9 protein-coding genes are annotated in these 13,437 nt (G+C 67.7%); 7 read left to right on the top strand and 2 right to left on the bottom strand.

Annotated features, from left to right (window positions below):
* The first annotated feature begins 28 nt into the window (after window positions 1-28).
* Complete coding sequence (locus VFQ05_11920; protein ID HET9327471.1) at window positions 29-3,001, top strand: PEP/pyruvate-binding domain-containing protein; 2,973 nt, start codon at window positions 29-31, stop codon at window positions 2,999-3,001.
* A 305-nt stretch (window positions 3,002-3,306) separates the two neighbouring features.
* On the opposite strand, the gene VFQ05_11915 is transcribed toward VFQ05_11920, so the two are convergent.
* On the bottom strand, window positions 3,307-4,752 hold the full coding sequence (locus tag VFQ05_11915) for a short-chain fatty acyl-CoA regulator family protein (GenBank protein HET9327470.1): 1,446 nt from the start codon (window positions 4,750-4,752) through the stop codon (window positions 3,307-3,309).
* A 119-nt stretch (window positions 4,753-4,871) separates the two neighbouring features.
* Here VFQ05_11915 and aceB point away from each other — a divergent pair, with 119 nt between their 5' ends.
* From aceB to VFQ05_11900, 3 genes are all read left to right on the top strand, one after another.
* Entirely contained in the window at window positions 4,872-6,527 is a 1,656-nt protein-coding gene (gene aceB / locus VFQ05_11910; protein HET9327469.1) for a malate synthase A, read from the top strand.
* A 4-nt stretch (window positions 6,528-6,531) separates the two neighbouring features.
* Complete coding sequence (gene aceA, locus VFQ05_11905) at window positions 6,532-7,914, top strand: isocitrate lyase (GenBank protein ID HET9327468.1); 1,383 nt, start codon at window positions 6,532-6,534, stop codon at window positions 7,912-7,914.
* Window positions 7,915-8,068: 154 nt separating this feature from the next.
* Complete coding sequence (locus VFQ05_11900) at window positions 8,069-9,388, top strand: serine hydrolase domain-containing protein (protein ID HET9327467.1); 1,320 nt, start codon at window positions 8,069-8,071, stop codon at window positions 9,386-9,388.
* Between the two features lie 38 nt (window positions 9,389-9,426).
* Here VFQ05_11900 and VFQ05_11895 read toward each other — a convergent pair whose 3' ends face one another.
* Window positions 9,427-9,606, bottom strand: coding sequence for a hypothetical protein (locus VFQ05_11895; GenBank protein ID HET9327466.1), 180 nt, complete (start codon window positions 9,604-9,606; stop codon window positions 9,427-9,429).
* A gap of 278 nt (window positions 9,607-9,884) precedes the next feature.
* On the opposite strand from VFQ05_11895, the gene VFQ05_11890 reads away from it, so the two are divergent.
* The 3 genes from VFQ05_11890 to VFQ05_11880 form a co-directional block, all read left to right on the top strand.
* Window positions 9,885-12,281, top strand: coding sequence for a protein kinase (locus VFQ05_11890; GenBank protein HET9327465.1), 2,397 nt, complete (start codon window positions 9,885-9,887; stop codon window positions 12,279-12,281).
* Window positions 12,282-12,297: 16 nt separating this feature from the next.
* Window positions 12,298-13,125, top strand: coding sequence for a GNAT family N-acetyltransferase (locus VFQ05_11885; protein HET9327464.1), 828 nt, complete (start codon window positions 12,298-12,300; stop codon window positions 13,123-13,125).
* A gap of 45 nt (window positions 13,126-13,170) precedes the next feature.
* The coding region (locus tag VFQ05_11880) for a serine/threonine protein kinase (protein ID HET9327463.1) at window positions 13,171-13,437 on the top strand (267 nt) is incomplete at its 3' end.

Raw genomic sequence — 13,437 nt, 5'->3', positions numbered from 1 at the left:
TCGGGCCTGCGCCTATTCTCGGCGCTCCATGGCCACCACTCAACGCGAGATCTTCGGCCTCGATCGCGCCGGACTATTCCAGGGCTTCCAGGACCTGATGCCCTACCGGGTCCAGGACATCCTTCTGGTCTCGAGCCTCTACGATTCATTCACGCTCCAGGAGGACGGCCGGCTCAACGAGCTGATCCTCGGCGAATTTCTCGAGCTGAGCCTTCATCACACCCCGGGCCTCACCCACGTCTCGAGCGGGGAAGAAGCGCTGGCCCGGGCCGAGGCGGAGCGCCGCTTCAACCTCATCATCACCACCATCCAGCTCGGGGACATGGACGCCTCGCAGCTCGCCCAGGAGGTCAGGCGCCGCGGCCTCGATGCTTCCGTGGTCGTGCTGGCCTACGACAACAACGAGCGCAAGGACTTCGTCGCGCGCCGGGACGTCTCGAACATCGAGCGCATCTTCATGTGGCAGGGCAACGCGCGAATCCTGGTGGCGATCGTCAAGTACCTCGAGGACAAACGGAACGTGGCGCACGACACCGCCATGGTGGGGGTGCCGGTGCTCCTGCTCGTCGAGGACAACGTCCGCTACTACTCCTCGTTCCTGCCCACGATCTACACCGAGCTGATCCACCAGTCGGAGCGGCTGATCACCGAAGGCATCAACATCTCCCACAAGCTGGTGCGCATGCGCGCGCGCCCCAAGATCCTCCTGAGCAGCACCTTCGAGGAAGCGTGGGAGCTCTTCACCCTCTACCAGGAATACATCCTCGGTCTGATCTCGGATGTCGAATTCCCACGCGGCGGCCAGATGACGCGCGGCGCGGGCTTCGAGCTGGCGCGCATGGCTCGGGAAGCGGTCTCCGATCTGCCGATCCTCCTGCAGTCATCACGCGTGGAGTTCGCCGCGGAAGCCCGGGAGATGGGTGCTGCGTTCCTGCGCAAGTACTCCGACACGCTGCTCGCGGACCTGCGGCGCTTCATGGTCGAGCAGTTCGCGTTCGGCGACTTCGTGTTCCGCATGCCCGACGGCACCGAGGTCGGGCGCGCCGCCGATCTCAAGAGCCTCGAGACGCAGCTCCTCGACGTGCCGGCCGAGAGCATCGGATTCCACGGCGAGCGCAACCATTTCTCCAATTGGTTCACGGCGCGCACGGAGTTCGCCCTGGCGCGAAAGCTCAAGCCGCGCAAGGTGTCGGACTTCGAGACGCTCGAGGACCTGCGACACGATCTGATCGCTTCGATTGCCGAGTACCGTCGCGATCAGAGCGAGACCTTGGTGGCCGACTTCGATCGACATACGTTCGACGCCGGGGCCGCCTTCTTCGCCCGCATCGGCGGCGGGTCGCTCGGCGGCAAGGCGCGGGGTCTGGCCTTCACCCGTTACCTGCTCGGGTATCACGACGCGGCGCGACGCTTCGCCGGCGTGCACATCGCCGTGCCGCCCGCGATCGTGCTGGCCACCGACTGCTTCGATCGCTTCCTTGCCGAGAACCATCTGCTCGACCTCGCGCTCTCGAGCCACGACGACGACGAGATCCATCGGCGTTTCCTCGCCGCCCCGCTTCCGCCGGACGTGATGGAGAGCCTGCGGCTGTTCCTCAAGGCGGTGCGCTGGCCGCTGGCGGTGCGCTCGTCGAGCCTGCTCGAAGACTCCCAGTACCAGCCGTTCACCGGCGTGTACGAGACCTTCATGCTGGGCAACGATCATCCGAATCTGGAGCGACGGCTCGAGCACCTGAGCGCAGCGATCCGGGGCGTGTACGCCTCGACCTTCAGCCATCGCGCAAAATCCTATTTGCGAGCCACGCCGTACCGGCTCGAGGAAGAGAAGATGGCGGTGCTGGTCCAGCAGGTGGTCGGCGAACGCCACGGCTCCCGCTACTACCCCGACTTCTCGGGCGTGGCCCGGTCGCACAACTTCTATCCGACGCCGCCGCTCACCGCGGAGGACGGGGTGGCCGCCGTCGCACTGGGGATGGGACGCACGGTGGTGGAAGGGGGGAAGAGCCTGCTCTTCTGCCCGCGCGATCCGCGCCACCTCGTCCACTTCTCGACCGTCGAGGACATTCTGGCCCACTCTCAGCGCGAGTTCTGGGCGCTGGAGCTGAACGCGGGGAGCGATGCGACGATGCGCGAGTCGTCCTTCGAGCTCGATGCTGCTGAAGCGGACGGCACCCTGTTCGCGATCGGCTCCACCTATTCGCCCGACTCCCACGCGATCCACGATGGCCTTTCGCGGCCGGGCCCGCGGCTCGTGACCTTCGCGCCGGTGCTCAAGCACGGCGTGTTCCCGCTCGCCGACATCCTCTCGCACCTGCTCGACATCGGGCGGCGCGGCATGAACCGCCCGGCCGAGATCGAGTTCGCGGTGCGGCTCAGCCGGCGCCGGTCCGATCGTCACGAGTTCGGATTCCTGCAGATGCGTCCGCTGGTGTTCAGCACGGGCTTCGAGGACTCCGATCTGGAATCGATCGATTCCGAGCGATTGCTGGTCCGGAGCCCGATGGTGATGGGCAACGGAACGCTCGAGCTTCGCGACGTGGTGGCGGTCGACTTCGACCGCTACGACCGCTCTTCGAGCCGCGACGTGGCGCAGGAGATCGCGCGCTACAACGCCGAGTTGATGGCCGAGGACCGCCCCTATCTCCTGATCGGTGTGGGGCGCTGGGGATCGGCGGATCCGTGGCTCGGGATTCCGGTGACCTGGGAACAGATCAACGGCGCGCGAGTGATCGTGGAGGCGGGCTTCCGCGACCTGCGCGTGACGCCGTCGCAGGGGAGTCACTTCTTCCAGAATCTCTCGTCGTTCCAGGTGGGCTACTTCACGGTCAACGCGGACACGGGAGAGGGGTTCGTCCGCTGGGACTGGCTGGCCACCCAGCCGGTGGTCAGCCAGCGCGGCGGCGTGCGCCGCCTGCGCTTCGAGTCATCGCTCGCGGTGCAGATGGATGGACGGCGGGGAGTTGGGGTGATCTACCTGCCGGGCGCCGCCCCGGAGGGGTAAACCGCCGCCGACCATTTGGCGCGGGAGTCGAGCCACAGTCGGCGCATCCGGAGGAGTTGGCGCATCGGGAGGAGTTGGCGCATCGGGAGGGGTCGGCGGATCGGGAGGAGTCGGCGCATCGGGAGGAGTCGGCGCTTCGGCGCGAAGCGGCTTGCCGCGCACCGCGAGCTCCGTCCTGCGCTGGTCGGCGCGAGGTCCTGGAAACGTCAAGCAAAACTGCCCCGCGGCAGTTTTTTGACATCTCTCTGTATAGGTAGCGATAAACGATCGTCTACTGAAGACCATCGCCGTGCAGCGCTTCCGCTCTATTCCGAGGATGGTTCATCTGCCGGCGCGAAGAACGACACGCCGCGCACGTTCTCGTCCACGATCAGCGGCTTCTGGATCGAAGGGAACGCGCGTGCGCCGCAGTCCAGCCGCTCGCAGAGCCGGCACGTGGTGCCCACCGGCACGGCCCCGACCAGGTTCGAGAGATCGATGCCGTCGGCGTAGACCAGACGCGGAGCCCATTCGATCTCGCACCCCAGCTCGATGGCGAACAGGATCTCCGGCGTGTGGTAGCCGCCTCGATGACGCCGGATGGTGCGCGCCATCGAGAAGAAGGTGAGCCCGTCCGGCAGGCGCGAGACCTGGACCCGCAGCACATTGGGCTGGAGGAACGCCGAGTGGACGCTGCGCAGCGGGCAGATGCCTCCATAGCGCGGGAAGCGGACCCCGTTCGCGCTGAACTTCTTCGAGATGTTGCCCGCGATGTCGATGCGCACCATGAAGAATGGAACGCCCTCGGCCCCCTTGCGCTGCAGCGTGCAGAGCCGGTGGCAGGCCTGCTCGAAGTTGACGCGGAAGCGGTGCTGGAGCACGTCCAGGTCGTAGCGCTCCTGCTCCGCGGCCCGCAGGAACTCCTCGTAGGGCATGAGCACGGCGGCGGCGAAGTAGCTGGCCAGCGTGACTCGTCCGAGCGCGCGCGATTCGTCCGAAGCCAGCAGCGGATCGCGCGTGAGACGGTCGAGCAGCTCCGGGTTCTCGAGCAGGCCGACCTGGAACGCCAGCTGGAAGTTGCGCGATCCGCGCCGCAGAGCCTCGGAGATCGAGAGCGTGCGCGACGCGGGGTCGTATCGGCGAATCGCCCCCTGCATCTCGCCGACCTTGCGGATCTGGACCTTCACGTCGAAGCGCCGGTCGAGATAGCCGGCGAGTGCGCCGAACAGATCCTCGAACTCGAACTGCCCCTCTCTCCACACATGCTCGGCCTGGGCCTCGAGGTCGGGAAAGTGGTTGGCGTGCTCCTGCAGGAAGTCGGTGACCTGCTCGGGGGACATCTCGGAGGTCGACATGCCCGGCAGGTCCTGCCGGTCGAGCGCCTGGCTGGCGAGGGTCCGGGCCGATGCCTGGGCTGTCTGGTAGCCCTGGTGGAGGCGGGCAATGGCCCGCGCGGTCTCCGGATGCGCGACCGCGATCTCGCGAAGCTCGGCTTCGGGTGGCGCCTGGCCCTCGAACAGGGGGTCGGCGAACAACTCCTGGAGGTCGGCCACGAGCCGTCCGTCGAGTCCCGAGGACAGCGTCCTGATGTCCAGATCCAGGACTTGAGCGAGGAGCACCAGCAACCCGGCGGTCAGGCGCCGGCGGTCATGCTCGATGAGATTGAGGTAGGACGAGGAGATCCCCAGCCGTTCGGCCAGGGCGGCCTGGGAGAGGCCCGCCCGGGTTCGAAGAGCACGGACTTTTCGGCCCGGGATGGTGAGCGGTGGCACGCCTGAAGTTTACACGATTGACTCATTGACTAACATCTCTGTCATTCATGTGTCAGCATAACTCCGTATAGGAGATAAAGTTATTGACGCGCTCGAACTCAACCCCCTAGAGTTTTCACATGGCTCAGCATGTGAAGTCCCCGGAGAGCTTCCGGCTCATTCAGGTCGACAGCGCCGATTTCGGCGACGTGCTCACGCCGGATGCGCTCGCTTTCGTCGCCGATCTGGCGCGCTTGTTCCGGCCGGAGATCGAGCTCGCGATGGCGCGGAGATTGGCCCGCCGCGCGGAATGGGCGACAGGACGCACGCTCGATTTCCTTCCCGAGACCGCGGGCATTCGCGCGGCGGATTGGCGCGTGGCCAAGACTCCCGCCGATCTCCAGAAGCGGATCGTCGAGATCACCGGACCGGTCGATCGCAAGATGATCATCAACGCGCTCAATTCCGGCGCGGATGTCTTCATGGCCGACTTCGAGGACTCCACCGCTCCGACCTGGCAGAACCTCATGGAAGGGCATCGCAGCCTGATGGGCGCGGTGCGGCGCACGCTGACGCATGAGGATCCGGAGAGCGGCAAGTCCTACCGCCTGAAACCCAGCCTGGCGACCTTGATGGTGCGGCCACGCGGACTCCACCTGCCCGAGCGTCACGTCATTCTCGATGGCCGCCCGATCCCAGGTTCGCTGCTCGACTTCGGGCTCTTCTTCTTCCACAACGCGGCCGAGCTGCTGCGACGCGGCAGCGGTCCCTACTTCTATCTGCCGAAGATGGAGAGCCATCTCGAGGCTCGCATCTGGAACCAGATCTTCTTGCGCGCCCAGGAGACCCTCGGCTTGCCGCGCGGCAGCGTCCGCGCCACGTGCCTGATCGAGACCCTTCCCGCGGCGTTCGAGATGGACGAGATCCTCTACGAGCTGCGTGAGCACTCGGCCGGTCTCAACTGCGGCCGCTGGGACTACATCTTCTCGTTCATCAAGACGCGCCGTCACGATCCGGCCGCGGTGCTTCCGGATCGCTCCCAGGTGACGATGGAGCAGCCGTGCATGCGCGCCTACACGCAGCTCACGGTGCGCACGTGTCATCGCCGGGGCGCCCACGCGATCGGCGGCATGGCGGCTCAGATTCCGATCCGCGACAACCCCGAGGCGAGCGACAAGGCGCTGGCGCGGGTGCGCGCCGACAAGCAGCGCGAAGTCGGCGACGGCCACGACGGCACCTGGGTCGCCCATCCCGGGCTCGTGTCTTTGGCGCGCGAGGAGTTCGAAGCGAAGCTCTCGGGACCGAATCAGCTCGAGCGACTGCGCGAAGACGTGCAGTTCGGCCCTGATGACCTGCTGCGCGTCCCCGAGGGGACCCGCACCGAAGAAGGCCTGCGGCTCAACCTCCGGGTCGGCGTCCAGTATCTCGAAGCCTGGCTGCGCGGCGTGGGCTGCGTGCCGCTCTACAACTTGATGGAAGACGCCGCGACCGCCGAGATCTCGCGCACGCAGATATGGCACTGGCTCCATCACGGCGCGGCGCTCGACGACGGCCGGCGCGTGACGCGCGAGCTGGTCAGCAAGCTGCTCGAGGAAGAGATGGAGCGCGTCGCCGGAGAGATGGGGCGCGAGCGCTTCGAGAGCGGACGTTTTCCCCAGGCCATCGATCTCTTCCTGCGTGTGGCGACCACGCCCGAGCTCGAAGAGTTCCTGACGTTGCCCGCGTACGACGCGCTGTGCGCGATCCATGATCCTTCAGACACTTTCACTCCAGAACCCCCCGTCACCCGGAGGTAATTCCATGTCCTCGCATCTTGCTTCAGCTCACTCGTCACGGCCCGGCGCTCGGCGCGCACGGCCCGAGGCTCCATGGGAATCCTTCGCGCCGGCGGGACGCTGGGAAGGCGTGCAGCGTCCCTACACGGCGGCCGATGTCGCCAAGGTCCAGGGATCGGTGCGCGTCGAGCACACGCTGGGACGTCTGGGCGCCCTGCGCTTGTGGGACCTGCTCAAGACGCGTGACTTCGTCGCCGCACTCGGTGCTTTGACCGGCGGGCAGGCGGTCCAGCAGGTGAAGGCCGGACTCGAGGCGATCTACCTCAGCGGCTGGCAGGTTGCCGCCGACGCGAACCTCGCGGGCCAGACCTATCCGGATCAGAGTCTCTATCCGGCCAACAGCGTGCCGCAGACGGTGCGGCGCCTGAACCAGGCGCTGCTGCGCGCGGATCAGATCGAGCACGCCGAGGCGCACGAGCAGAAGGCTCATCCGGCGCCCGGCCGGAACGGGCATGGCAACGGCAACGGAAACGGCAAGGCCAAGGCGCGCACGCACTGGCTGGCCCCGATCGTGGCCGATGCGGAAGCCGGATTCGGCGGGCCGCTCAATGCGTTCGAGCTGATGAAGGCGATGATCGAAGCGGGCGCCGCCGGCGTGCACTTCGAGGATCAGCTCTCCTCGGAGAAGAAGTGCGGCCACCTGGGCGGCAAGGTCCTGGTGCCCACCGGCCAGTTCATCCGCACGCTGGTCGCCGCGCGGCTCGCGGCCGACGTGCTCGAAGTGCCCACCGTGCTGGTCGCGCGCACCGACGCCGACAGCGCCCAACTGGTGACGAGCGACGTCGATGAGCGCGACCGCAAGTTCCTGACCGGGGAGCGCACCGCGGAAGGCTTCTATCGGTACAAGGGCGGCCTTGCGTGCGCGATCGCGCGTGCGCTTGCTTACGCCCCGTACGCCGATCTCCTGTGGTGCGAGACCTCGACGCCGGACCTGCGCGACGCGCAGGTGTTCGCGGAGGCGGTGCAGGCCCAGTTCCCCGGCAAGATGCTGGCGTACAACTGCTCGCCTTCGTTCAACTGGCGCGGCAAGCTCGACGCGGCGACGATCTCGAAGTTCCAGCGCGAGCTGGGCGCGATGGGGTACAAGTTCCAGTTCGTGACGCTCGCCGGCTTCCACAGCCTGAACCACGGCATGTTCGAGCTGGCGAAGGGCTACCGGCAGCACGGCATGACCGCCTATGCGGAGCTCCAGTCGCAGGAATTCGCGGCCGAGGCCCAGGGCTACACCGCCGTCAAGCACCAGCGCGAAGTCGGGACCGGATACTTCGATCAGGTGATGCAGATCGTCAGCAGCGGACAGAGCTCCACCCTGGCTCTCGAAGGCTCCACCGAGAAGGCGCAGTTCTAGACGTCGCCCCTCGCCGTCCGAAGCCGCCGGCTCTCGAGCCGGCGGCTTCTCCGTTTTCCTGCGACTCCGGGGGTGCCCGGCCGATAACCCCCGAGTGGTGTCATCGTGGCGCCGTGATCGTTCGGCTCACCCCGGGAGCTTGAAGCGCTGAGGCATGGAGATCGCGATCACAATCCTGAGTGTTCTGAGCGTGGTCCTGATCGCGCTCGCGCTCTTCATCCTCGTCACCCCGTGGGTGGTGGCGCCGATCAAGGCGCTGATTCGCCGCGACCCAGGGGGCGCCTTCGTTCCGCGCTCGGAGGTGGTGCGCACCCGCTTCTTCGGGATCCTCTACGGCGTCCTCGGGCTCGCCATCCTCATCGCGTATCAGCCGCAGCCGTTCAAGAAGCGCCAGGGATTCGTGCCCGTCATCGCCGCCGGAACCCCGAGCACGCAGCAGCGGGTGACCGAGCGGGTGGCGCCCCGCGTGCTGTCGGGCGACGTCCTGGGAATCGTGGTCGGCGTCGTGGACGCTTCCGGCCGCCAGGTGTTCGGCTTCGGCCAGCGCCGGCTGGGCGCGGCGCCGCCCGACGGGCAGACGGTGTTCGAGATCGGAGAGGTCAGCCGCACCTTCACGGCTCTGCTGCTGGCGCGCATGGTCGAGAGCGGTCAAATCCAGCTCGATCAGCCGCTTCGCGACCTGCTCCCCGATTCGGTCAGCGTGCCGACCGTGTCCGACAAGACGATCACCGTCGGCCAGCTGGCGGCCGACGTTTCGGGACTTCCGCCTCGTCCGGACAATCTCGGTCGCTCACCGCTCGAGTGGTTCCCTCCGTTCAACGACCCCTATCGGGGGTACACGGAGAAGCAGCTCCATGGCTTCCTTTCGGCATACGACCTGGAGCGAGCACCAGGGGAGCGGATCGAGGCATCGACGCTCGGCATGGGTCTCCTGGCGCACGCACTGGCGCGCGCCGAGCGGATTCGCTACGACAACCTGCTCCACGGTGAGATCTGCCAGCGGCTCGCGATGCTCGACACGCGCGTCGGTCCCAGTCGAGAGGCCCGGAACCGCACCGCGCAGGGCTATGTGGTCGGACGCTGGGGCTACCGCGACTGGCGGCTGGCTTCTCCGGCGCGGTCGTGGAGCTACCGAGCGCTCACCGGCGCGGGAGGAATCTGGTCGACCACCAACGACCTGCTGACGTTCGTGCAGGCGCACCTCGGGCTCGAAGCCAGCGAGCTCGCCTCGGCGATGGAGGAGACGCGCCGGCCGCGCTACCGCGGGCGGGGGCTGGATGCGGTGGGAATGGGATGGTCGGTGAAGCTCGGAAGCTCCGCGGCGCCCGCCGTCGTCTGGTGTCGTGGGACGACGGGAGGGATGCGAAGCTTCATCGCCATGGATGAAGCGCGCCGCGTCGGAGTGGTCGTGCTCGCCAACACCGCCCACGACATCGACGCGCTGGGCTTCGACCTGTTGCGCTCGCTGCCCTGACCGGTCGCCGCTCGGCTCGAGGGCGACCGGGATCCGGATCAGCGTGTGCGCCGCCGGGTGCCATGCATCGCGAAGACCACCAGCGACCCGGTGAACAGGAGAATGAAGGCGAACAGCGCGTAACCGGCCATACCGGTCGAGAAGGGGTCGGTGTCGGTGAGCGTCAGATAGCCGGTGACGGCGGTCCCGATCATCAGGAACAGGATCCAGAAGATCATTGCTTCGCTCTCCTTTCTGGTCCCGTCTATGGCAAGCCCGGTGCCATGGAGTCGGCACTCCAGCGCCATGGTATTCCTTTGGGGCGCAATGACTTCCGAGAGCCGTCCACCGCAGGAGCGCGGCCGGCGGCTCGCGGATGTGGAAGCCCCTTCCTTCGGCTTGAACGATTGGGAGCGTGGAGCCCGCGTGGCCGCGCCCGCGGCGCATGCGCTAGAGTCCGCCGAATGACCACGCTCCCCGCGGCCGACTTCGTGTCTCTCCGTCTCCCAGCGCACTCGTGGCTCTAGCGGCCGGCTCGCGCATCGCCCATTACGAGGTCCTCGCGGCGCTCGGCGCGGGCGGGATGGGCGAGGTCTACCGCGCCCGGGATACGCGCCTCGATCGCACCGTCGCGCTGAAGTCGCTCCCCGCGGCTTTCGCAACCGATCCCGAGCGGCTCGCGCGCTTCGAGCGCGAGGCCAAGCTGCTGGCCTCTCTCGCCCATCCCAACATCGCTGCCATCTTCGGGCTCGAGGAGTCTCGAGGCGCGCCTTACCTGGTGCTGGAGTTCGTGGATGGCGAGTCGCTGAGTCAGTGTCTCGCGCGTGGCCCGCTCTCGGCCCGCGAGACGATCGATATCGGGGTGCAGATCGCGCAGGCGATCGAAGCCGCCCACGAGCGCGGCATCGTCCACCGCGACCTGAAGCCTGGGAACGTGATGATCAGCGCCGCGGGCAAGGTGAAGGTGCTGGACTTCGGGCTCGCCAAGGGCGGAGCGGCCGACGCCACGTCCGAGCCGAATTTCTCGGTGACGCCCACCGTGGCGCTGTCGGCCACGGGCGATGGGATCATTCTCGGCACCGCCCCCTACATGAGCCCCGAGCAGGCCCGCGGCCGCGGCGTGGATCGACGCGCCGACGTGTGGGCCTTCGGCTGCATTCTCTACGAGTGCCTCACCGGCCGGCAGACGTTCGCGGGCGAGACCGTGTCCGACGTCATCGCGCGCATTCTCGAGCGGGACCCCGACTGGAGCGCGATGCCTTCCTCCACACCCGCACGGCTTCGGGAGCTGGTGGTCCGCTGCCTCACCAAGGAGATGGCGGCGCGTCCTCGCGACATCGGAGACCTGCGGCTCGAGCTGGTCGCGATCGGGCAGGAGATGAGCGGCTCTGGAATCTCATCGAGCGGCATTCGCGCCGCGACGGCGCCGTCGCTCGCCGTGCTCTACTTCGAGAACCTGGCGAGCGACAAGGAGAGCGAGTACTTCTGCGCCGGCATCACCGAGGACATCCTCACCGATCTCTCCAAGATCAAGGGCCTGAAGGTCGCCTCGCGCAACGCGGTCGCACGCTATCGCGGCGCCTCGGTCGACATCCCCAAGGTCGCCTCCGAGCTGGGCGTCCAAGCCGTGCTGGAGGGCAGCGTGCGCCGCGCCGGAGACCGGGTGCGCATCTCGGCCCAGCTCATCAACGCCGCCGACGGCTTCCATCTCTGGGCCGAGCGCTACGACCGAACGCTCCAGGACGTGTTCGCGGTGCAGGAAGAGATCGCCTCGTCGATCGCCGAGGCGCTGCGCGTCGCGCTGAGTCCGGCCGAGTCCGAGAACCTGGTGAAGGACCGGCCCAACGACGTGCGCGCGTACGATCTCTACCTCAAGGGTCGCGCGGCTTACTCGAGCTACAACGCCAAGTCGCTGCGCGAAGCACTCGAGCTCTTCAAGCAGGCCACCGCCATCGAGCCCACCTACGCCCTGGCCTGGGCGGGGATCGCCGACTGCTACGGACAGATGAATCAGTGGGGGGGCGCGGAGAAAGGCTGGGACATCCACCAGCTCGGTGTGGAGGCTGCGAACCGCGCGGTCGAGCTCAACCCGCGGCTTCCGGAGGCCTACAAAGCGCAGGCGCTGGTGCTGCGCTTCGCCGACCAGCGTGACGCCGCGCGGGTTGCTCTGCTCAAGGCGTTGGAGTTGAACCCGCGCTTCACGCCGGCGCTCCTCAACCTGGCCGTGGATGCGTATGCCCTGAGTGACGTGGCGGGAGCGGAGCGCTTCGTGCGCCGCGCCATCGAATGCGACCCACAGGAGATGTTCGCTCAGGGCTGGCTCTGCGTCATCCTGACCCAGACCAACCGGGGGGACGAGGCCATCACCGTCGCCAAGCGTCAGAGCACGCTCACCGACTCTCCCTTCTACATCTCGTGGTCGTATGCCAACCGTGCCTGGATCGCGCTCACTCGTCACGACTCCGCGGCCGCGGAGGGGGTGCTGGCGGAGGCGCGTGGCGCGGGCGTTCCTGCGAGCCGCCTGACCCCGTTCGAAGCGCTGATCGCCGCCCGCGCCGGCGACATCGAAAGGGCGGCCCGGCTTCTGCCGGCCAACGCCGACAGTCAGCCCGACATGGGAGCGATCGCGCTCGTGATACTGGCGGCAACGGCCATCCGCCTCGGCGAGCACGATCGGGCGATCCAGTTCATGAACCGGCCGCTGATCGCGGATCTGGCGCCGACGCTGGCGCGTCTCGATCCCGAGCTGCATCCACTGCTCGACCGCCCGCCGTTAGCGCCACGCAGACTCGACGGCGCCCTGGTCTGGCCGCTCGAGGCGCCGATGATCGATGCCGCTTGCCACGCCTTGTTCCGCGAAGTACGGATCGAGTCCGGTCTGCCGCCCGCCAGCGCGCCCAGCACGGGACGCTGAGCCCCGCCTCACCGTCATGGGACGCGCACCATCCGCCCGGCTGCTCCGGGCCATCGAGGCGATGGGGATCCGGACGACCCAGGCTCACTGGAATCTCGTCCCGCCTGAGCTGGCGAAGCGGCTGAAGCCTCGCACCGCGCACGTCGCCGACGCCTTCCTCACCGCGCTGCCCGGCAGCGACGCGCTGCGCATGAACCGCGTCATCGGACTCGGCCATCTCGGCAAGGCCAGCGAGGCGGTCGTCGACGAGATCATCCGTCGCTACCAGGATGCCCGGGTGAAGCGCTTCAGCGTGCTGCTCGGTCCTGGCCCCCAGGTGGACGACGTGGCCGGCTGGCTCTCGTCTCGCGGCTTCGCGAAGAAGCCGGGATTGATGCTGCTGGTGCGCGAGGGACGAAAATCGGCGCCGCGCGAGAAAGCGCCGCTGAAAGTTCAACGGGCAACCGCCGTGGACCTCGAGACCATCCTGGCCATTCACGCCCAGTGCTTCGGGATGCCTCCCAGCCGCAGGAGCTGGAACATGGCGGCCGCCGCCTCCCGGCATCAGGAGCACTACCTGGCCTTCGCGGGCTCCAAGGCGATCGGCGTCGGGACGTTGCAGATCCATGGCGACCTCGCGTGGCTCGGCGGAGGCGGGACCTTGAGGCGCTGGCGCCGACACGGCGCGCATCGAGCGCTGATCCTCGCCCGCCTGCGGCGCGCGGCGAGCCGAGGCTGCCGCTGGGTGTGGGTCGAGACCGCGGCTCCGGTGCGCGGGCGACCGGATGGCTCGCGTCGCAATCTGCTTCGCGCCGGATTCGAGCAGGTCTTCGCGAAGCCCCTGTTCGTCTGGGAGCGCGGTTGATCGCGGCCGTTCTCGGTGCCGGTCGCTTGGGGTAGGGTTGCCCGCATGCCGCTCCCCGTTGGGATGAAGCTCGGCCCATACGAGATCGTCGGTCTGCTCGGCGCAGGCGGAATGGGCGAGGTGTATCGCGCACGCGATCCGCGCCTCGGCCGCGACGTGGCGATCAAGGTTCTGCCGAGCGCTCTGACCGGGGATCCGGAGCGTCTTGCGCGCTTCGATCGCGAGGCCCGCCTCCTGGCGGCGATGAGTCATCCCGGGATCGCGGGCATTCACGGCATCGAAGACGGCAGCGGCGCGCGCGGACTGGTGATG

It is taken from the genome of Candidatus Eisenbacteria bacterium (genome assembly GCA_035712145.1).
Lineage (GTDB): Bacteria > Eisenbacteria > RBG-16-71-46 > RBG-16-71-46 > RBG-16-71-46 > DASTBI01.
Note: the sequence above shows the minus strand (reverse complement) of the source record. Positions and strands in the feature narration are given on the sequence as shown.